The sequence below is a fragment of the Sphingomonas sp. PSPC2-2 genome, assembly GCF_049897725.1.
Classification (GTDB): Bacteria; Pseudomonadota; Alphaproteobacteria; order Sphingomonadales; family Sphingomonadaceae; genus Sphingomonas.
Genome location: NZ_JAFCWU010000004.1, coordinates 203,242 through 224,501, shown reverse-complemented (window position 1 = coordinate 224,501; position 21,260 = coordinate 203,242). Strand labels below are relative to the sequence as shown.

Annotated in this window: 11 protein-coding genes and 1 tRNA gene; 10 read left to right on the top strand and 2 right to left on the bottom strand. The window is 65.1% G+C overall.

Features of this window, described 5'->3' with window-relative positions:
- Positions 1 to 7: 7 nt before the first annotated feature.
- Positions 8 to 2,293: a penicillin acylase family protein gene (locus ACP7BY_RS09325; protein ID WP_137902350.1), complete on the bottom strand. Its 2,286-nt coding sequence runs from the start codon at positions 2,291 to 2,293 to the stop codon at positions 8 to 10.
- A gap of 103 nt (positions 2,294 to 2,396) precedes the next feature.
- Here ACP7BY_RS09325 and recJ point away from each other — a divergent pair, with 103 nt between their 5' ends.
- From recJ to ACP7BY_RS09305, 4 genes are all read left to right on the top strand, one after another.
- Positions 2,397 to 4,172, top strand: a complete 1,776-nt coding sequence (gene recJ, locus ACP7BY_RS09320) for a single-stranded-DNA-specific exonuclease RecJ (RefSeq protein WP_137902351.1) — start codon at positions 2,397 to 2,399, stop codon at positions 4,170 to 4,172.
- 79 nt (positions 4,173 to 4,251) lie between these two features.
- Positions 4,252 to 4,326: transfer RNA gene (locus ACP7BY_RS09315), tRNA-Glu, on the top strand.
- Positions 4,327 to 5,139: 813 nt separating this feature from the next.
- Positions 5,140 to 6,405, top strand: coding sequence for an MFS transporter (locus tag ACP7BY_RS09310; RefSeq protein ID WP_033965737.1), 1,266 nt, complete (start codon positions 5,140 to 5,142; stop codon positions 6,403 to 6,405).
- On the top strand, positions 6,402 to 8,804 hold the full coding sequence (locus ACP7BY_RS09305; protein ID WP_033965736.1) for a TIM-barrel domain-containing protein: 2,403 nt from the start codon (positions 6,402 to 6,404) through the stop codon (positions 8,802 to 8,804). Before ACP7BY_RS09310 ends, ACP7BY_RS09305 begins: the two co-directional genes overlap by 4 nt.
- Before the next feature lie 10 nt (positions 8,805 to 8,814).
- Here the strand turns inward: ACP7BY_RS09305 and ACP7BY_RS09300 are convergent, their stop codons facing one another.
- Positions 8,815 to 9,600: a FadR/GntR family transcriptional regulator gene (locus ACP7BY_RS09300; RefSeq protein ID WP_231565206.1), complete on the bottom strand. Its 786-nt coding sequence runs from the start codon at positions 9,598 to 9,600 to the stop codon at positions 8,815 to 8,817.
- A gap of 180 nt (positions 9,601 to 9,780) precedes the next feature.
- Here ACP7BY_RS09300 and ACP7BY_RS09295 point away from each other — a divergent pair, with 180 nt between their 5' ends.
- The 6 genes from ACP7BY_RS09295 to ACP7BY_RS09270 all read left to right on the top strand — a co-directional run bounded on the left by ACP7BY_RS09295 (position 9,781) and on the right by ACP7BY_RS09270 (position 21,242).
- Entirely contained in the window at positions 9,781 to 12,096 is a 2,316-nt protein-coding gene (locus ACP7BY_RS09295) for a TonB-dependent receptor (protein WP_137902352.1), read from the top strand.
- A 47-nt stretch (positions 12,097 to 12,143) separates the two neighbouring features.
- The gene (locus ACP7BY_RS09290) at positions 12,144 to 13,460 is read left to right on the top strand and encodes an alpha/beta hydrolase family protein (protein ID WP_137902353.1); all 1,317 of its coding nucleotides are present in this window, start codon (positions 12,144 to 12,146) and stop codon (positions 13,458 to 13,460) included.
- The gene (gene uxuA / locus ACP7BY_RS09285) at positions 13,457 to 14,692 is read left to right on the top strand and encodes a mannonate dehydratase (RefSeq protein WP_231565043.1); all 1,236 of its coding nucleotides are present in this window, start codon (positions 13,457 to 13,459) and stop codon (positions 14,690 to 14,692) included. Before ACP7BY_RS09290 ends, uxuA begins: the two co-directional genes overlap by 4 nt.
- A gap of 12 nt (positions 14,693 to 14,704) precedes the next feature.
- Positions 14,705 to 16,576, top strand: coding sequence for a glycoside hydrolase family 2 protein (locus ACP7BY_RS09280; protein ID WP_033964627.1), 1,872 nt, complete (start codon positions 14,705 to 14,707; stop codon positions 16,574 to 16,576).
- Between the two features lie 152 nt (positions 16,577 to 16,728).
- Positions 16,729 to 18,876 carry an alpha-glucuronidase family glycosyl hydrolase gene (locus ACP7BY_RS09275; protein WP_137902354.1) on the top strand — a complete coding sequence of 716 codons (2,148 nt, stop codon included), beginning with the start codon at positions 16,729 to 16,731 and terminating at the stop codon, positions 18,874 to 18,876.
- A gap of 32 nt (positions 18,877 to 18,908) precedes the next feature.
- Positions 18,909 to 21,242: a TIM-barrel domain-containing protein gene (locus tag ACP7BY_RS09270; RefSeq protein WP_137902355.1), complete on the top strand. Its 2,334-nt coding sequence runs from the start codon at positions 18,909 to 18,911 to the stop codon at positions 21,240 to 21,242.
- Positions 21,243 to 21,260 lie beyond the last annotated feature (18 nt).

The following is a 21,260-nucleotide window of genomic DNA, read 5'->3' as shown; positions in this document are numbered from 1 at the left end:
CAGCCGCTTATTCGCTGATCCGCACGCTCTTGCGCCCTCCGTCTGCCAAAATTTGCGCCTCGCTAAACGGCAAATGGTGGAAACGCTTCGCCGAAAACTCGCGCGTCTGGTCTCCGAAATAAGGCGATGCCGGATCGGTCGACTGCGAATAGCTGAGCAACGCGTCCGCCACCGGCCCGACCGTGTCGAAGGTGACAATCTGGACATAGCTTGACCCATGCTTCGGCACGATCCCGCCCGGAACGGCGTCGGATTGCTGGACGTTGAGCACCCCCAATTGCCCGGACGCGCCGTGGATCGGGATATGGTCCTGACCGCGCACCGCGAACTGGACGTCGCCCCAGCGCGCGTCGAGCGCGATGCCCTGCTTTGCCAGCGTCGCCGCTGCTGCCTTTAGCGCGGCGAGCAGTTTCGCCCCTTGCGCGCCGCTCGTCACCAAATCGCGCGGCGTGTGGACGGGATCGGCCTTGTCGAATGGCACCGCCCACAAGCCCGGCAATGACCGCACGCCCTCCCAGAAGGTTGCGAACAAATACGCGCCGCGGCTGTCGAGATTGAAGCGCCGGTCCCAACCGCCAAGCGCCGCGCACGCCGCCGCTACATCCTCCTGCCCGCGACACAAAGCCAGTAATGGATCAATCGCGAGTTCGGCCGCCAGGCTCTTATTGGCAAAGGCCATCGCTTCAGCGGCGGCGGGGTCGACCTTGGTGCCCGGCAATCCATCGGTGCCGCTCAGCCGTCGGTCGATCTCGATCAGACCGGAGCGCGTCCGCAGCGTGCGTTCGCTCTCGGCTGCCCCCAGGATAGGCGAGCGGACCACGGCAGGCACCTTGGGGTTGCTCAACCAATAGCTGTCATTGCTGTTGGCGACATAATCCCGCCGCTCCAGCACCGCCTGATCCCCCGCCGGCATCAAGCCGGCGACCGGCGTGCCCGCAGCCCGATCCCAATCGCAGACCGAGCGGCTACCGTCGAGCAGAATGAGTTTGCCTTTCAGCGCGCCGGACAGCGGCATCCCGCACGTACGCACCTTCTCCGCCGATACGTTGGGCACGGCCGTTACATCGGCGTGCAGCGCATTCCCCGCGCGATCGGCGGCGATGGTGTTGACCCACGGAATACCCAGCGTCCGCTCCACCGCCGCGCGCACCTCGCCGACGCTGCGCGCTTGCCCGATCGCGACCCAGGTTTCCAGCGCCCGCTGGTTATTGTGGTTGGCATCGCGCAGCGCATAGGCCTGCGTCTTGGTCCAGCCGAAGCCCGCCAGCGGATTGTAGACGATCGGCCCATAGCGCGTCGCATAGGTGGTCCGCTGTACCGGCGGAGCGCCATCCGGCATCGGCACCGAAATCACCTGCCGCCGCATCGGCTCGCTCTTGCCATCGACCAGATATTTGGTCGGGTCGGCCGGATCGAGCTTGAGCTGGAACACCGTGAAATGCTGGGCCGCCGTCACCGTATGCGTCCAGGCGACATTCTTGTTAAAGCCAAGCGTGACGACCGGCGCGCCGGCGATCCCCACCCCCATCGCATCATACTGGCCGGGCAAGGTCAGGTGCATTTCATAGAAGCGCGACGGCCCGTTCCACGGAAAATGCGGGTTTCCGACAACAAGGCCACGACCATTGGCGGTGACGTCTTTGCCGAAAGCCCAGCCATTGCTGCCAAACCCAATATCGCGCGGCCGCAGCGGGTCTTCACCGGGAACCAGCGCAGCCTGTGTCGCGCCGGGCGGCACCGCGTGCACGACCAGCGGTGCCAACGCAAGCGAGCTCGCCAGCAACATCTGCTTCTCGTTCAGCCGCAGCATATCGTCGAGCGCGATCGGGCGGACCCAGCCCTTGCCGCGACACTCGCCGGGGACGCCCGCCGGGCCGATATCGCGCAGCAGCTTGTTATACCCGGCGACATAGCCGCGCACGAGCGCGCGCGTGGTGGGATTGCCGCGCGCCATACCCGCCCGCAAGGTCGGCACATCGATCACCGAGCGGAAGAAGACATCCGACGAGAGATTGTCGATCTTGTCGAAGCCGAGCACCGCGCTTTCCTTCGGCCCGAACCAGCGCGATCGCTCGCCCGCCACGGTCGCGAACTCTTCGGCCAACATACACAGATTATCCTGCGCATAGGCATAAGCGACGCCGTAGCCGAGGCCGCCCCATGTGGTCGCGCGGATATGCGGAATGCCGAAGGTCGTGCGGGTGATCGTCGCGGAAAAATGCGCCGGAGCGGCCCCCACCGGCGTCGCCGCCATCAATGCCAATCCCAACGCCGCGCTCGTCACGTACCGCATCGCCCCACCCTCTCTTGTTTTTTGGCATCGTCGCACAGCGCGGGGATACGGTCCAGCCGCGCCGTGATTTGCGCGAAGGCGACATCGGCGTAGGAGGGCGGCAATGAACACCGTGCTCAACATCACCCATTCGATTCTCGGCCAGCCGTGGCGCTGGCGTATGCTGGAGACCGACGCGCGTGACCCCGGCTTCGCGCCCGACGATCTGGTCACGCAATTGTTGCTCGCGCGGGGCTGTCCACGCGATGCGCTGGCGGCGCACAAGGCCCCCAGCATCCGCGCCTTCATGCCCGATCCCTCGATTTTCCGGGATATGGACCGCGCCGCCGATCGCCTTGCCAACGCAGTGCAGGCAGGTGAGCAAATCGCGGTGTTCGGCGATTATGACGTCGATGGCGCGACCTCGGCGGCGCTGATGATCCTGTTGTTGCGCGACCTTGGCCTGGAGGCGCGGTCCTATATTCCGGACCGGCTGATGGAGGGTTACGGCCCGTCAGGCCCGGCACTGGTGCGCCTGAAGGACGAAGGTGCCAGCCTCATCATCACCGTCGATTGCGGCGCGCAGGCGTTCGAGGCGCTGGAAATGGCGCGCGTCGCGGGCGTGGACGTTGTCGTGGTCGACCATCACAAATGCGCGAGCGCCCTGCCCCATGCACTCGCCCTGGTGAACCCCAACCGGCTCGACGAGACCGAGGGGGCCGCGCATGGCCATCTCGCCGCCGTCGGCGTCGCCTTTCTGCTCGGGGCCGCGCTGATTCGTGCACTGCGCACGCGCGGATTCTTCGCCGATCGTCCCGAACCGAAATTGCTCGATTTGCTCGATCTGGTGGCGCTCGGCACCGTGGCCGATGTCGCCTCGCTCAAAGGCCTCAACCGCGCCTTCGTCGCGCAGGGGCTCAAGGTGATGGCCAAGCGCGGCAATATCGGGATCGACGCGCTGCTCACCGCCTCGCGGCTGACTCGCGCGCCGACCAGCACCGATCTCGGCTTCGCGCTCGGCCCCCGCATCAATGCCGGTGGGCGCGTCGGCAAGTCCGATCTCGGTGTCCGCTTGCTGACAACGCGCGACCCGGGCGAAGCCGAACGAATCGCAACCGAGCTCGACCGGCTCAACGAGGAACGCCGGGCGATCGAGGGGATCGTGCAGGAAGCCGCCGAAATGCTCGCCGCACACAAGAGCAACCGCGCGGTGATCGTCGTCGCCGGGCACGGCTGGCACCCCGGCGTGATCGGGATCGTCGCCGGACGCCTGAAGGAGAAGTTCGGCCGCCCGGCACTGGTCATCGCGCTCGACGATGCGGGCATCGGCAAGGGTTCGGGGCGATCGATCCCCGGCGTCGATTTGGGAGCCGCCGTGCTCGCCGCGAAAGAGGCCGATCTGCTGGTGGCGGGCGGCGGCCATGCGATGGCGGCTGGCCTGACGATTGCCGAGGACCGCATCGAAGCTTTTGGCGACTTTCTGAGCGAACGTCTCGACGCCGCCGTCACCCGCGCGATGGGCGACCGCGCCTTGTTGCTCGACGCGGTGCTGAGCGCGCGCGGCGTGACGCCCGATCTGGTCACGACGATGGAGGCCGGCGGCCCTTATGGCATGGGCTGGCCGCAACCGCGCGTGGTCGCGGGGCCAGTGCGCGTGCTCAAAGCCGATGTGGTCGGCAACGGCCATGTCCGCGCGATCGTTAGCGGGGATTGCCCTGGCGGCGGCGGTGGCACGCTGAAGGCGGTCGCCTTCCGCCAGGCCGACACCGCGCTGGGCCAGGCCTTGCTGGGTGCGGCACCGCATCGCCGCCTGTGGCTTGCGGGTCGCGCACGCATCGACGATTGGGGCACCCGCCCCGCCGCCGAATTGCACATCGACGACGCCGCCTGGGCCGATTGATTCAACAAATGCGACACAATGGGTTGACCAACCCGTCCGCTTTGCCTAACCGGCCCTTCGCTCCCGAGCATTCGGGCACGGCCCCTTCGTCTAGCGGTTAGGACGCGGCCCTTTCACGGCTGAAGCACGGGTTCGATTCCCGTAGGGGTCACCATCTTTCGGAATTTCGGCAGAAATCCAGCGTTCACCGCATCTTCACCCTCCGCAGGCATAGCGAACGGGCATAGCGAGACGCGAGATGGTCCACATGGCGACCCCCTGGAAACACCCCAAGACCGGGATCTACTACCTCAACCGGCAGATTTCGCTGCCGCTCCGGACGGAGTTCGGGGGCCGCGTCCATTGGAAGGAGTCGCTACCTTTTCAAAGGTCGGCGCGGCCTTACGCGCCATGAGGCAGGCCCGTCGCCCGCGCGAACGGCCTTGCGCAAATTCGCGGTCGGAATGCGCGTCGACGAGAGGAACGTCCTGGCCAATCGCGGCACTCGCGTGTTGCCGGAGGATCGCGCTCCGCTGTCGCTAACGAGGGGGGTAGAGGCCAAACATATCGGCCTGCCTGCCGGGGCCTGCATGTTGGACCTCGAGGGTCGTCAACGCCATCGGAACCTCCGCAATGCAGTCCCAGATCGAGTCCCACACTTTGATCCGGATTTAGCGGAAAATTGTGGGATGCACTGGCTCAACAGTTTTCCAATATTTTCAACAAGCTCAAAAAGCTGAGACGTAATGATGGTGCCTGAAACTTCACAACGGTACCCGTAGGGCCACCAAAATTTCGGACGATTGCCGAGACGGGCAGGAAACCAAGCGTCGTGGCTGCAACAAGGACCGTGCCACCCTCCCTTCCCGCGCGGACAGCCATGCGCAACCCACAACCGTGCAAATTGGCCCGACCAATATGGACAGACCAACTGTGGGTCCCTAGGATGGCGGGCAGACGCTGCATACGGCGCAGGAGGGGAACGGGCATGCGGATACGAAATCTGCGCTGGTGGATCGTCGCGCTGATCTGCGCGGGCACCGTGGCCAATTACCTTGCGCGTAATTCGCTCGGTGTCCTTGCACCTGAGCTGAAGAGCGCACTGCACATGACGACCAAGCAATACAGCTACGTCGTCGGCGCGTTCCAGCTTGCCTATACCGTAATGCAGCCCGTGGCGGGTGCGATTATCGACCGGTTCGGGCTGCGCGCGGGCTTTGCTGTGTTCGGCATCGCGTGGTCGCTCGCCAACATGCTGCATGCCTTTGCCTTTGGCTGGATCAGCCTTGCATTGTTCCGCGGCTTGCTGGGGCTCGCCGAATCCGCCGCGATTCCGTCGGGAATCAAGGCGGTTGCCGAATGGTTTCCGGCGCGCGAGCGTTCGGTTGCGGTGGGCTGGTTCAACGCAGGAACCTCGCTCGGGGCGCTGATCGCGCCGCCCGTCGTGGTCGCGGTAGCGCTGTGGGCCGACTGGCGCTGGGCGTTCATCGTTACCGGTGCCGTGGGGATCGTCTGGGCGGCGGCGTGGTATGCGTTCTACCGGACGCCGGAGACGCACCCTGCGATCACGCCCGAGGAACGGAGGATGATCGCCACCGACCGCCCGCCCGCCACCACCAAGCGCGTGAAGCCGCGCGAAATCCTTGGCTCGGCCCGCTTCTGGGTGATCGCGATCCCGCGCTTCCTCGCCGAGCCCGCCTGGCAAACCTTCAGCTTCTGGATCCCGCTCTACCTTGCCACCGAACGCGGCATGGATCTGAAGCAGATCGCGCTGTTCGCATTTCTGCCGTTTCTCGCAGCGGACCTTGGCGGCATCCTCGGCGGCTATTTGTCGCCGTGGCTGATGAAGCGCGGCGTTGCGCTGATTCCATCGCGCATCGTCGGCATTTCGCTGGGCGCGGTGCTGATGATCGCGCCGGGCTGTATCGGCCTTGCCGCCAGCCCCTATACCGCGATCGCCTTGTTCTGCGTGGGCGGCTTCGCGCATCAGATGATCTCGGGGCTGATCAACACGCTGTCCGCCGACGTGTTCGCGCCGAGCGAGGTCGGCACCGCCAACGGCTTTATCGGGCAGGCCGGGTGGATCGGCGGCCTGCTCTTTTCGCTGATGATCGGCCAGTTGGCCGATACCGTCGGCTATGCGCCGCTGTTCGCGGTGCTGGGGGTGTTGGATCTGATCGGCGCTGCCGTCCTGATCCTCTTCATCCGCAAGCTGACCCTGCCCCCCGTCCCTGCCACGGAACCGACACTATGAGACACGCCACCTTGTCCAACCCGCCCCGCTTCGTGCTGACCGCGCGCGTGCCGGGCCGCATCACGCTCACCGCCGACACTGGTGCCGTCGCGCATGTGTTCGTGCTGGAGGATGATATCGTGCGCCTGTTGCTGCTCGCCACCGGCACGGTGACGAGCCCGCCGAGCTGGGCGATCGCCCCCGGTGCCGCCGACATCGCCGAACCCGGCCGCGACCGCATGGATGTCGGCGGTTTTACGTGCCCTGCCTTCGACTGCGTGGCGACGGAAGATAGGCTGACGCTTACGACCACCCGCCTTCGCCTCACCATCCGCCTGCACGGCCTCCATTGCAGCTGGGAGCAGCGCGACGGCGACACGTGGCGGCCAATGGCGGCCGATCGCCCGACGCAAGCCTATGATTTCGGCTGGTGGGACGGCCGCGCGCACCATTATCTCGCGCGCCGGCCCGACGAACGCTTTTACGGCCTGGGCGATCGCACCGGCGACACCAACCGCGCGGGTCGCCGCTTCCGCCTGACCAACGTCGATCCGATGGGGTTCGATGCCGAGCATAGCGACCCACTCTACAAGTCCATTCCCTATCTCCTGGTCGCCGACGGGGATGGCCGCTGCCACGGTACGTTTTACGACAGCGTCGCCGATGTAACGGTCGATCTCGGCCGGGAACTCGACAATTATCACGGTCTCTACCGCCATGTCGTGGCGGACGCAGGCGATGTCGATCTGTGGATGATCGCCGGGCCGGACCCGCTGGCGGTGACGCGCCGCTTCACCTGGCTGACCGGCCGCCCCGCGCTGATGCCGCGCTGGTCGCTGGGCTATTCGGGCTCGACGATGAGCTATACCGACGCGCCCGATGCCGCAGTGCAGATGGCGAGCTTCCTCGACCAATGCGCCAGGCACGATCTCGGCTGCACCTCGTTCCACCTCTCCTCGGGCTACACCTCGATCGGCGACAAGCGCTATGTGTTCCACTGGAACCGCGACAAATTTCCCGATCCCGCCGCCTTTATTGGCTCCTATGCCGATGCGGGTGTGCGGCTGGTGCCCAACATCAAGCCCGCCCTTCTGCGCAGCCACCCGCGCTATGACGAAGCAGCGGCGGCCGGCCTGTTCGTGGCCGATGCCGAGGGCCAGCCGGTCGAGGCACAATTTTGGGACGAAGTCGGCAGCTATATCGATTTCACCCGGCCCGAAGCCGCGCAGTGGTGGCGCGCACAGGTGACGACCAGCCTGCTCGACCAGGGCATGGAAGCGACCTGGAACGACAATAACGAATATGAAGTGTGGGATCGGCGCGCGCGCTTCCACGGTTTCGGCAGCCCCGTCGCAGCAGCGGCGATGCGTCCGGTGCAGCCCTTGTTGATGACGCGCGCGTCGCGGCAGGCGCAAATCGAGGCACGCCCCGGCCAGCGCCCCTATGTCGTGACGCGATCCGGGATGGCGGGACTGCAGCGCTATGCGCAGACCTGGACCGGCGACAACCGCACCGAGTGGAAGACGATCCGCTACAATATGCGCCAGGCGATCGGCCTTGCTCTATCGGGCGTGTCCAACAGCGGGCACGATGTCGGCGGCTTTTCGGGCCCCGCCCCCTCGCCCGAACTGCTGGTACGCTGGGTGCAGGCGGGGGTGCTGATGCCGCGCTTCAGCATCCATAGCTGGAATGACGACCGCACCGTCAACGAGCCGTGGATGTACCCGCAAGCGCTGCCCGCGATCCGGCGATTGATGGCGTTGCGGCAGACGCTGCTGCCGTTTCTCTACGACCTTTTGCATCGCTATCACGCGGCGTATGACCCGATGGTGCGCCCGCTCTGGCTCGACTTTCCGGGTGACCCGGCGGCCTGGGCCGAGGGGGACGATCATCTGCTCGGGCCCGATTTGCTGGTCGCAGCGGTGGCCGAACCGGGGGCGACAACGCGCACGGTGCGTACGCCCGCTGGCGCGGACTGGATCGATGTCTGGACCGGCAACCGCGTTGCGGGCGGCGTGATCGTCGAGCTCGATGCGGCATTGGATGGCCCGCCGCCGCTGCTCGCACGTGCCGGATCGGCGATGCTGGTAGACCTCGCCACCGGCGGATGGCGGCCCGAGCCCTATAAGCGCGGCATTTGGCTGTTCCCGCCCGGCAAGGGCCCCTTCGCCTGGTCGGCTGTCGAGGATGGCGGCGACGGCGACGGGCCGATCGACCGCTGGCGGATGAAGGGCCAGGCCGATGCCCAACGGATCGATCTCACGCTGAGCCGCGATGGCCCCGGCACCTGGGGCGACGACCGCGTGACACTGTTGCTCCCGCCGGGCGAAAAACGGACGCTCATCGTCAATGGCGGCGCGGGCGAAGCGGTGATGATTGCAGGGCGCAGCGGTATTTCGCTGACTGTCGGGGACGCGTAACGGCGGCGGGTCAGACCGCGCCGCGCTTGGCCAGTGCGGTGCGCTTGACCTCGAGCTCGGCGCGGGTACGCTCCATCGTGTCGATTTCGGTGGCCTGGAGCAGCCCCTCGATCACGCGGGCGAGATGGTCGCGCATCGCCGCGCGCGCGGCAACGGGATCGCGCTCCCGCAATGCCTGCAGGATATCGAGATGTTCGTCGATCCGCGGCTGTACGCCGACACTGCGGGCGCGTTCGAGCATGTGCGCGCAGAGCGGCGAGCTGTAGCGCGCGTCCCATAGCGATTCGACGACGCCGACGATCGCCGAATTTTGCGTCGCGCGCGCGATCACGACGTGAAACTCGCGATCGGCGTGCTCACCGCTGACATGTTCCTGATTTTCGCGTTCCATGTCGGCCACCAGCGTTTCCAGCCGTGCGATATCCTCGTCGGAGATCGAGACCGCCGCCAGCGCCGCAGTTTCCCCTTCGAACAGCCGCCGCGCCTCGGTCAGCTCGAACGCGCCGATATCGAGACTCAGCATAAGCGTGTCGTTGGGCGGATTGTCGACGACGAAGATACCCGAGCCATGGCGCGAACGCACCAGCCCCGTCACCTCAAGCGCAATCAGCGCCTCGCGAATCGTCGGGCGGCTGACCTTATGTTCTTCGGCCAGTTCGCGCTCGGACGGGATGCGCTGGCCGGGCCGATAGTCGCCGCGTTGGATCGCCGCCGCGATCGTGGCCGCCGCCTGCTGATACAGCTTTCGCCCCCCGGGGTGCAGGGTCGACGGAGTGGGACGAAGTGGCCTGATCACTTGATGTTCGCCTGTAGAACGGAGCGCTTCGGTTTACTCAACATGCCGGGCTCGCGCAATCGCGATAGGCCCGATCCTCCTGCAGGTCATTCCATCATTTGCAATTGGTAAGACCATTTGGTATGAGAGTCGCGACGACGGTCGACACGCAACGGCCGCGCACTTTTTGGGAGGGGAAATATGCAGACTCTACGCACGTCGGTTGCCAGCGCAGCCCTGGCGGTTTCGCTCATTGCCACGGCGGCTCCCGCCATCGCCGAAACCGGCGCGGCGGCACCAACCCCGGCCGACCCGGCCTTGGCGCAAGCCGCCGGAGCGGCGCAGACCGCGCCCGCCAGCCCCGCCGACGAAGCCGCCACTGCAGGCGACATCATCGTCACTGCCAACAAGCGCGCGGAAAATATTCAGCGGGTTCCACTCGCCGTATCGGTGCTCACCCCGGCCGCGCTCGCCAGCGCGGGGGTCCGCAACTTTCAGGATGTCGCAAAACTCTCGCCTTCGCTGGTCGTGCGCCCGGCCGAGCAGCCGCAGAATTCAAACGTATCGCTGCGCGGCGTCGGCACCTTCGCCTTCGGCATTGGCGTGGAATCGAGCGTGGCGGTGCTGGTCGACGAAGTCCCGCTGGCGTTCCAGGCACGCGCCTTCACCGATTTGCCCGATGTCGAGCGGATCGAAGTTCTGCGCGGGCCGCAGAGCACGCTGTACGGCAAATCGGCCTCGGCCGGTCTGATCAACATCATTACGCGCGCACCGACCGATACGCTGCACGTGCGCGCCAATGCGGTGGTGACAACCGACAATGAGCGCGGCGGCAATGTCAGCATTTCGGGGCCGATCTCGGACTCGGTCGGCTATGTCGTGTCTGCAGCGTACAATTATTGGGATGGCAACGTCCGCAACGTTTATGACGGCAAGCGGGTCAATGGTCGTGAATCGATCAACCTGCGCGGCAAACTGCGCTGGACCCCGACCGACACCTCGTCGGTCACGCTCTCAGCCAATTATGTCAACGGCAACACCGATGTCGGCCGTCCGTTCATCCGCGTCGCGTCCAATGCTTTGTTCCGCGGACAGGCTGGTCTTACCCCCGCAGTGGTATTTCCGGGCGTGACGATCAGCGAGAAAAACCAGGACGTCAGCAACAATTTCGACGCGCGTACAAAATATTCGGGCGGCGGCGGATATTTGCGGACCGAGGTTGCCGTGTTCGGCGATTCCAACCTGATCACCGTCACCTCCTATGACCGCTTCCACCTCGACGACTATCTCGATCAGGACGACACATCGGCGCCGGGGGCGTTCGGTAACAACAATCAGATCGGCGCGTTCAATTCCGAGCAGATCACCAACGAGATCCGCTTGCAGTCGGCCAGCACCAAGCCGTTTCGCTATACGGTCGGCACCTATTTCGCCAATTTGAGTTTCGGTCGTCCGTTCTCGCGCGGCCCCGTCTTCTCGCTCGCCAATTGGTCCGCGACCTCCAAGTCGCGCCAGATCGCCGGCTTCGCACAGATCGACTGGCAATTCCTGCCCAAGGCAACGCTGACGGCGGGCGGTCGCGTCCAGAATGAAGCGGTTAGCTACACCTTCCTTGATCGGCAGGCGAACAACGCGTTCTATAGCGGGCGCGCCGAAGACACCGCGGGCACCTACAAGGTCAATCTGCGCTACGAATTCACGCCCGACCTGATGCTGTTCGGGACCTATGCGACAGGGTACAAGGGCCAGACCTACGATCTGACCACCGGCTTCAACCTGAACCGCGCACTGGCTGGGCCGATCAAGCCCGAACGCTCGCGCGATCGCGAGATCGGCGCACGCACGCAATTCTTCGATCGGCGGCTGACGCTCAACCTCACGCTGTTCGATACCGATTACACCAACCTCCAGGCGCAATCGATCGAGACGCTGGCCGACGGCACGCAGAATTACCGCCTTACCAATGTCGGCGGCCTGAAAACGCGCGGCATCGAGCTGGAAGGCTCGGCGCGCCTTGGTGGCGATGTGACCTTTGGCGGTGCCGTGACCTATCTTGACGCGCATTATACCGACTATGCGATCGCACAATGCTATCCCATGCAGACGCTCGCCCAGGGGTGCTCGGGATCGCCCGCGCGGCAGAATTTGACCGGTGGCCGCGCGATTCAGGCCCCCGAGTGGAAATTTACGATCAGCGGCGATTATTCGCCCGCGCTGACCGACAAACTTCGCGGAATCGCGCAGTTCAACTGGCAATATCAAAGCAGCCTGAACTTCGGCCTGCGTGACCCGGAGACCTTCCAGTCGGCCTACCATATCGTCAATGTCGGACTTGGCGTGCGCGATGCCGATCATCGTTGGGAAGTGGTCGGCTTCGTCAACAACCTGTTCGACCAGCAATATTTTGCCTCGTTGGTCAACACGGCCGGTAACTTCGGCAACCAGCAAGCCACGCAGGCCCTCCTACCGCGCGACTTCCGTCGCTATGGCGGCGTGCGGTTGTCGGTCAATTTCTGACGGCGCAGCCTAGGGCGTTTTAGGGTCCTGAAATTACGGAGACGACGATGCGGTTCAGGACCCGGTTGACCACGCTGGCCAGTGTCATACTGGCGGCGACAACGGCGGGCGCTTTCGCTCAGGAAGCCCCAAAGCCCGCCGCTCGCCCGGGCATCGACTCGCCCGAATTGTCAAAACTCGGAGCCTATCCGGTTGGTGTCGCCGACGTCGAATTCGTGCAGCCCGGTCAGGCGGACCTGCGGGTCGATGCCCCCAACGCCAGCCGGATCGATCGGCGCGTGCCGCTCAAGATCTGGTATCCCGCCGCAACCACCGGGCACGGCATCTCCTACCGTACCGCGCTGTCGGGTGAAACGGGGGTCGATGTTCCGTTCGAAGTGCCCGGCATCGCCACTGCCGGGTCGACCGCCGCCAAGGGGCGCTTCCCGCTTGTCGTCCTCGCGCATGGCTATGGAAACACGCCCGAGGTGCTGTCCTGGCTGGGCGAAAATCTGGCGAGCAAGGGCTATGTGGTGGTGACCCCGGCCTTCCGCGATCCGCCGATCAGCCTGCGCACGGCGGCCGCACGCGCCGGACCGATTGCGCGGCGTCCGCTCGACATCGCCTTCGTGACGGGGGAAGCGCAACGGCGCGCGCGCGCAGGCGAAGGCATTTTCGCCAGCGCCGATGCCGCGCGCACTGCGCTGATCGGGTATTCGATGGGCGGTTACGGCGTATTGACGGCGGCGGGCGCGCCGCTCAACCCCGCGCTCGCGGACATGACGCGTGGCGTGTTGGCACCTTATGCCGCAGGTGGCCCCAAGGCGGCGGAGCTCAAGGTCACCGGCTTGAAAGCGGTGGTCGCGCTTTCGCCCGCCAACCGCTTCGGCGACGCACCGATCTGGTCGGGCGACGGCCTGGCGGCGATAACGACGCCGACCTTGTACATCGTCGGCGGGCAAGATCATGTCGTCGGCTATCCGGCGGTGCGGGCGCTGTTTGACCAGGAAAGCAACGCGCAACGCTACCTGCTGACCTTCAAGGAAGCAGGCCATAGCATTGGCCTGATCGGCGCGCCGCCCGCGATGCGGCACAGCTTCTGGGACCTCGACTGGTTCGAGGACGCGGTGTGGCGCAAGGACCGGCTGTTGCCAATCGAGACGCATTTCATCACCGCCTTTCTCGACCGCTATGTGAAGGACGATATGGCCAAGGGTGCCTATCTCGACGGGCTCGTCGTCGACTCCGATACGGGCACCTGGCCCGGCGCGCCAGCCGGACGCTATACCGGCTACAGCCCCGGTGCGCCTGCGGCGACCGTGTGGAAAGGATTCCAGCCGAGCCGTGCCACTGGCATGCTATTCGAGGCCAAGCCTGCGCAATGATCGAGACGCTTCCTTCCAATCACGCTGCCCTTGCGACGCGGCCCACGATGCTGACGCAAACCATGCGCTGGTTCGGGCCGACCGACCCCGTGACGCTGCGCGACATCCGGCAGGCCGGGGCCAGTGAAGTCGTTACCGCGCTGCACGAAGTGCATAACGGCGCTGTGTGGGAACAGGCGGCGATCGCCGAGCGCAAAGCCATGATCGAAGCCGCCGGGCTCGGCTGGAGCGTCGTCGAAAGTCTGCCCGTGCATGAAGAGATCAAGCGGCGCGGCCCCGACTGGGATGCGATGATCGCCGCCTATTGCGCCAGCCTGCGCAACCTGGCCGCTTGCGACATTCGTGTTGTCACCTACAATTTCATGCCGTTGCTCGACTGGACGCGGACCGATCTGGCTTGGCCGCTGCCCGACGGCGCGCTCGCGCTGCGCTTCGAGCTGGAAGCGGTCGCTGCGTTCGACCTTCATCTGCTGCAACGTCCCGGGGCGGAACAGGATTACAGCGCTGGCATGGTCGAGGCTGCTGCCCGACGCTTCGCTGCCATGGACGACGACGCTCGCCGCACGCTCGAACGCACCATCATCGCTGGCCTGCCCGGCAGCGAGGAGAGCTTTACCGTCGACGCCTTTCGCCAGGCGATCGCAACGTATGACACGATCGATGCCGATCAGTTGCGCGCCAACCATGTAGCGTTTCTGGAGGCAGTCTGCCCGGTGGCCGATGCGCTGGGCCTGCAGCTTGTCGTTCATCCCGACGATCCGCCCTTCCCGATCTTCGGCCTTCCGCGTGTCGTCAGCACCGAGGCCGACGTCACCGCCCTGTTCGAGCGCGTCCCGAATGCGTCGAACGGTCTGTGCCTGTGCACCGGGTCGTTCGGCGTGCGCGCCGATAACGATTTGCCGGGGATGGTCGAGCGGCTCGGGGATCGGATCGGTTTCCTGCATTTGCGATCGGTCCAGCGCGAGCCGAACCAGGCATTCCACGAGGCCGCGCATCTCGAAGGCGATGCGCAAATGGCATCGGTCATGGTCGCGGTGCACCGATTGCAGCAGCGCACCGGCCGATCGATTCCGATGCGGCCCGACCACGGCCATCAAATGCTCGACGATCTCGGGAAGCAGACCAATCCCGGCTATTCGCTGCTCGGCCGCATGCGCGGCCTGGCCGAATTGCGCGGGCTTGAGCGCGGTGTTGCGCAATTGTTCGAGCGTAGGGATCGCCCCGCTCGCTAAGGGAGAGAGACGATGCACCGGCCGTTCTGGACACGTGGCGTTATCGGAGCCTTGGCGCTGTGGGGCGCGCCCTTAGCCGCGCAAGACGCCCCGCCCTCGCCAACCCCGCTGCTGGTAGCGGGGGATTTGCGCGACGGCACCGATCTGTCGGGGCCATGGCATTATTCGATCGATCCATTCCGCTCAGGGATTTCCGGCTTCCACGGCGGGATGCCCGATATCGGGCAGCAGCGCTGGCGCGACGTCGACGTACGCAAAGCGATGGCGAGCGACAGCCGCGTCCTCTACGAATTCGACCTCGCGCGTTCGCCGTTGACGACTCTGCCCTCTTCCTGGCTGACCGAGGCACCCGAGCTGCGCCATTATCAGGGGCTGATGTGGTATCAGCGCAGCTTCCCCGCGCCGACCCAGCGCCACGGTCGCTATTTCCTGCGTTTTGGCGCAGCCAATTATGCGACGGTGGTCTATCTGAATGGGCAACAGGTCGGGCGGCATGAGGGCGGCTTCACCCCCTTCGCTTTCGACGTCACCAAGCTGCTGCGCGACGGCGACAACCAGATTACCGTCGGCGTCGATTCGCAGGCGACCGAAGCAACCGTGCCGCCTCCGGTCACCGATTGGGAGAATTACGGCGGCATCACGCGACCGGTCCGGCTGGTCGCGACGCCCGATACCTATGTCGACGATGCCTGGGTGCGGCTCACGCGAGACGGCAAGTTGGCGGTCGACCTCCATCTCGACGGGCCTGCGGCGGCCAATCAGGCGGTGCAGCTTCGCATTCCCGAACTCGGCCTCGATCGCAGCGGCACGACCGATGCGCAGGGCAATTGGCGCGCGACGATGGCCGCGCCCCGCGCCCTCATCCGCTGGTCGCCCGAGCGCCCGCGCTTGTACGACGTCGCAATCAATGCGGGCGAGGATCGCTGGCGCGACCGCATCGGCTTCCGCACGATCACCGTGCGCGGAGCCGATATCTTGCTCAACGGCAAACCCATCTTCCTGCGCGGCATATCGATGCACGAGGAAGAGCTCGGTACCGACCCAACCCGCGCGATGACCCCGGCCGCCGCACGCGCGTTGCTGAGCGAGATCAAGGAAGGTCTGCACGGCAATTACGTCCGTCTTGCCCATTATCCGCACAGCGACAGCACACTCCGCCTGGCGGATGAGCTGGGGCTGCTCGTGTGGAGCGAAGTGCCGGTCTATTGGCAAGTCGCCTGGTCGAACCCGGATACGCTGGCGCGCGCCCGCACCATGGTGGCGGAGAACGTCCTGCGCGATCGCAACCGCGCCGCCATCGCGATCTGGAGCGTCGCCAACGAAACCCCGGTGACCGACGCACGCAACGCCTTCCTGCGTACGCTGGTCGGCGATGTGCGGCGGCTCGACGATACGCGGCTGGTCAGCGCGGCGCTGCTGGTCGAGCGATCCAAAACCGCCGACCATCCGGTGATGACGCTCGCCGATCCGCTCGCCAAGGATCTCGATGTGCTGGCGATCAACACCTATAACGGCTGGTATACGACCGATCGCCTGGCCGACCTGCAGACCAGCGAGTGGCGGGTCCCGCTCGACAAGCCGCTGGTGTTTTCGGAGTTCGGTGCCGACGCGCGCGCGGGCTTTCACGATCCCGTCAACGGGCAGAAATTCTCCGAGGAGTTCCAGGCAGATTATTATCGCTACACTCTGAAAATGGCAGATACGCTGCCCAGCCTGCGCGGTATGTCGCCATGGATCCTCAAGGACTTCCGCTCGCCCCGGCGGCAGAATCCCGATTTCCAGCAGGGCTGGAACCGCAAGGGCCTGATTTCCGAGACGGGACAGCGCAAGGCAGCCTTCGATGTGCTCGCCGGCTATTATCAGCGAAAGGCGGCCGGCCAGTGAACCGGCGCGGTTTCAACCCGCAAAACTTGGATATTGCGGGCGTTGTTGGAAACGCACATTGCCCTGCCCGCCCCTTTTGCGTTAGCGCTATCACTCGTCATCCGCAAAGGCGGAAAAAAGCCGGGAGAGCCGGCTGAACAGGAGACGGGGATATGATCGGTGCAATCGGGCGATTCGCGGGCGCGCTGACTATCCTTGCTTGCGCAGCCTATGCGCGGCCGGCGCAGGCTGAGGACGGATACGATCTCTGGCTACGCTATCGGCCACTGCCCCAATTGCAACGCCAGGCCGCAACCGTCTCCGCGATCACGGTGCTGCGGGAATCGCCAACGCTTCGCGTAGCGGCGGAGGAACTTGAGCGGGGGTTTTCGGGGCTGTCCGGACATGAGGTGGGACGGCAGGACACCATCCCCGCCGATTCGGTCGTCCTGGCCACCGCCCGAACACCCGAGGTAGCGGCGCTTGCCCTCCCGGTCGCAGCGTTGAACGAGGAAGGATATCTGGTCCGCCCGGTGACCCTTGGCGGGCGGCGGGTGACGCTCGTTACCGGCAAAACCGATCGCGGCGTGCTATACGGCGCGTTCGCGCTGCTACGCTGGGCCCAGACGGGCCATGCCGTGCGTACCGCCACATTCTCGTCGAGCCCTGCGACCAAGCTGCGCTTGCTCGACCATTGGGACAATCTCGATGGTACGGTCGAACGCGGCTATGCCGGGCAGTCGTTATGGGATTGGTGGACGCTCCCCGATTTTCGCGACCCACGCTACACCGATTACGCCCGCGCCAATGCCTCAATCGGCATCAACGGGACTGTGCTCAACAACGTCAACGCCAAGGCCGACAGCCTCACCGCGCCGTACATCGCCAAGGCAGCGGCGTTGGCCGACGTCTTTCGCCCATACGGCATCAAGGTGTACCTCTCCGCCCGGTTTTCCGCACCGATCGAACTGGGCGGTCTGAAGACCGCAGACCCGCTCGATCCGCAAGTCGCGGCGTGGTGGCGCGCGAAAGCCGATGAACTCTATCGCGCCATTCCGGATTTTGGCGGCTTTCTGGTGAAGGCCAATTCCGAAGGCCAGCCCGGCCCGCAGGATTACAAGCGGAGCCATGCCGACGGTGCCAACATGTTGGCGGCTGCCCTCGCCCCGCATGGTGGCGTCGTGATGTGGCGTGCCTTTGTCTATGCGCAGGAAAATGCCGAGGATCGCGCCAAACAAGCATATGATGACTTCAAGCCGCTCGACGGCAAATTCGCGCCCAATGTGATCGTTCAGGTCAAAAACGGCGCGATCGATTTCCAGCCACGCGAGCCTTTTCATCCGCTGTTCGGCGCAATGCCCCGGACTCCGCTGATGCTCGAATTCCAGATTACCAAGGAGTATCTCGGCCAGGCGACCCACCTCGCCTATCTCGGGCCGCTGTTCGAAGAAACCCTGCGGTCAGATACGCTGGCCGATGGCCCCGGCTCCACCGTCGCGCGCGTCGTCGCGGGAACGGGCGACGCGCTGACGGGCATGGCCGGAGTCGCCAATATTGGTCGATCGCGCGACTGGTCGGGATCGACCTTCAACCAGAGCAATTGGTACGCCTTCGGGCGTTTCGCCTGGGACCCGCAGGCGTCGTCGGCTGACGTTGCACGCGAATGGGCGGCGATGACCTTCGGCCCCGACCCCGCGATCGTCGCGCCGATAACAAAGATGATGGCCGGGTCGCGCGAGGCCGTGGTCGATTATATGACCCCGCTGGGTCTCGCCCATCTCATGGCGACCGCCCACCATTATGGCCCCGGGCCGTGGATCTCCGATTTGAAGCGGCCCGAGTGGAATCCCTATTATTACCACCGTGCCGACAAGGATGGCATTGGCGTCGAGCGCGGGCCCGGCGGCACCAACGCGACCAGCCAATACGCCCCGGCCCTTGCGCGCGTGCTGGCCGATCCTGCGACCACGCCGGATGCCATGCTGCTGTGGTTTCACCGGGTGCCGTGGACCTATCGCCTGAAGTCCGGAAAGCCGCTTTGGCAGGCGATGGTCGCCGATTACGATCGCGGAGTCGCCTATGTCGACGACATGCGCCGGACTTGGGCGACCTTACGCCCTGCTATCGATGCCGAGCGCTTCGCCAAGACCGCAGCCTTCCTCGACATCCAGCAGCGCGAGGCGCGGTGGTGGCGCGATGCCAGCCTGGCCTATTGGATGTCGGTCAACGGCCTGTCGCTCCCGCCGGGTGCCGCGCCACCCGCACACGATCTCGCTTGGTATAAGGCGCAAACCTTCCCTTATGCGCCGGGCAATCCGTGATGCCCTCCCGCCCCGCGAAGAGGATCCCCCCAATGAAGAATCGTACACAGACGCTTGCCCGCTGGATGGGCATGGCAGCCGTCTCCATCATCACCATTTCAGTCGCGCAAGCAGATCCGCTCGCGACCGTCGAGCGCAATGGCAGCTTCGTCGCGATTGAACCCTATGCGCCCAATATCGTTCGGGTGACGATCGCGCTTGATCCCAACCTTGCCAGCGGCGCGCCGGGCCCCGGCCCCAATGCCCCGGTGGATGCCACGGGGTGGACGCATCGCGTCGCTGCCACGGGAGACATCTTTTCCTCCTCCGCACTATCCCTGACAGTCGCAGCGCAGCCTTGGCCAAAAGCACCGACGCAGATGGAGCGCTACTTTGCCCCATCGCTTCCGCCGGTTGAGATCACCATCAACGGTGCCGACGGCCATGTCATCACCCACATGACCGGCTGGGAAATGGCACCGCATATGGTTGCGGGCGAGAAGACCTTCAAAGTCGGCGCAAGTTTTTCGGCACCGCTCGATGAGCATTATTACGGGCTCGGGCAGAACCAGGAAGGCAGACTGGACTTGCGCGGCCGCACGATCGATTGCCGCCACAATTACGATGCGCCAGCGGGCGAAACGGTCTGCGTCCCCTTCCTTGTCACCAATAAGGGCTATGGCATCGTTTGGGACAATCCGTCGCAGACGACCGTATCGCCGGGATTGTACAACAGCACGCATTGGCAATCGGAGGTCGGTGAGCGGGTCTCCTTTTTCGTCATTACGGGTAACACCACGGACGCACTCTACGCGGGGTACGCGACGCTGACCGGCCAGACGCCGCTGCCCCCGAAGGCAGCGTTCGGTCTTATCCAGAGCAAGGCGCGCTACGAGACGCAGGCCGAGCTGCTCGGCATCGCCGAGGGGTATCGCCGTCGCGGCTATCCGCTCGACGTGATGGTGCTCGACTGGTTCTACTGGACCCGGATGGGGCAGCTCGACATCGACCGAAGCTATTTCCCCGATCCCAAGGCGATGAACGCCACGCTCAAGCGCATGGGCCTCCGCAGCATCGTCAGCGTCTGGCCACGCTTCGAACGCGAGTCGCGCTATTACAATATGCTCGCCGCCAAGGGCTGGCTGCTGCATGACGTCGATGGCAGCGTGGTGGACGGCCTGCCCATTCGCTCCGATCGCGCCGGAGCCTTGCTCGACAGCACCAATCCGGAGGCGCGGCGCTGGTATTGGGACAAAATCCGCGACAATATCGCTTCGCAGGGGTTTGACTGGTTCTGGCTCGACGAGACCGAGCCGGACCTTGTGCCGGATGGGCATCTCTATTCGATCGGGTCCGGCGACCGGTTCCACAATGTCTTCCCCTTGCTGCATACCGCCAGCGTCGCCGAGGGATCGGCGAAGGATCGTCCCGATCTGCGCAACCTGATCCTGTGCCGCGCCGCGTATCTGGGCACGCAGCGCAACGGCTGCCTGTTCTGGTCGTCGGACGTTCAGGCCACGTGGGAAGCGCTCAAGCGCCAGGTGCCGACGGGCCTCAACATGACGGCATCGGGCATCGCCTATTGGAGCAGCGATACCGGCGGATGGCAGTGGCCCAATGGGCCAAAGGCGGAACGTCCCGTCCTGCTCGATCCGGCAGGTGCCACCGCCATGGCACCCGGCTATACCGATTATCCCGAACTGTTCGTCCGCTGGTTTGAGTATAATAGCTTCACGCCGACGCTGCGTATCCATGGGCAGCGCCCGGCCACCGCCATCTGGGAATATGGCAAGGCGGTCGAACCCGTCCTCGCCCAGTACCTCAAGCTCCGCTACGCGCTGATGCCGTATCTTTACGCACTCGGCCGTCACACTTATGAAAGCGGCGCGCCCTTCATGCGCGCTTTGTTCATGGATTTTCCGGACGATCCCAAGGTCGTGGACCTGGGCGACGAATATATGTTCGGCCCCGCCTTCCTCGTCGCCCCCGTGACCGAGCAGGGCGCGACCAGCCGCCCGGTCTATCTTCCCGCGGGTGCGGACTGGTATGATTACTGGACCAACCAGCTGTATCACGGCGGCCAGACGATCACCGCCGCCGCGCCGATCGACCGGATCCCGTTATTCGTTCGTGCGGGCTCGATCGTGCCGATGGGCGCGCCAATCCCCAGCACCGCGACGCGGCAACCGCTGGAAAGCATCCGCGTCTATCCCGGCCGCTCGACCAGCTTCACACTGTATGACGACGATGGCGTCAGCAATCGCTATCGCACCGGAAGCGGTGGCACCGCGCTGCACTGGGACGAGGCGACGCAGCGTCTGTCGAGTTCGGGCAAATTGCCGACCGGGCAAGATGTCGCTCCGCTGGTCAAGGTCGTCGACCACTGACCCGATGGCGACCTCCGC

Coding starts and splice junctions, on each gene's coding strand:
- recJ (WP_137902351.1), top strand. CDS start 2,397: ATGAACACCGTGCTCAACATCACCCATTCGATTCTCGGCCAGCCGTGG.
- ACP7BY_RS09270 (WP_137902355.1), top strand. CDS start 18,909: ATGAAGAATCGTACACAGACGCTTGCCCGCTGGATGGGCATGGCAGCC.
- ACP7BY_RS09305 (WP_033965736.1), top strand. CDS start 6,402: ATGAGACACGCCACCTTGTCCAACCCGCCCCGCTTCGTGCTGACCGCG.
- ACP7BY_RS09290 (WP_137902353.1), top strand. CDS start 12,144: ATGCGGTTCAGGACCCGGTTGACCACGCTGGCCAGTGTCATACTGGCG.
- ACP7BY_RS09295 (WP_137902352.1), top strand. CDS start 9,781: ATGCAGACTCTACGCACGTCGGTTGCCAGCGCAGCCCTGGCGGTTTCG.
- ACP7BY_RS09310 (WP_033965737.1), top strand. CDS start 5,140: ATGCGGATACGAAATCTGCGCTGGTGGATCGTCGCGCTGATCTGCGCG.
- uxuA (WP_231565043.1), top strand. CDS start 13,457: ATGATCGAGACGCTTCCTTCCAATCACGCTGCCCTTGCGACGCGGCCC.
- ACP7BY_RS09325 (WP_137902350.1), bottom strand. CDS start 2,293: ATGCGGTACGTGACGAGCGCGGCGTTGGGATTGGCATTGATGGCGGCG.
- ACP7BY_RS09280 (WP_033964627.1), top strand. CDS start 14,705: ATGCACCGGCCGTTCTGGACACGTGGCGTTATCGGAGCCTTGGCGCTG.
- ACP7BY_RS09275 (WP_137902354.1), top strand. CDS start 16,729: ATGATCGGTGCAATCGGGCGATTCGCGGGCGCGCTGACTATCCTTGCT.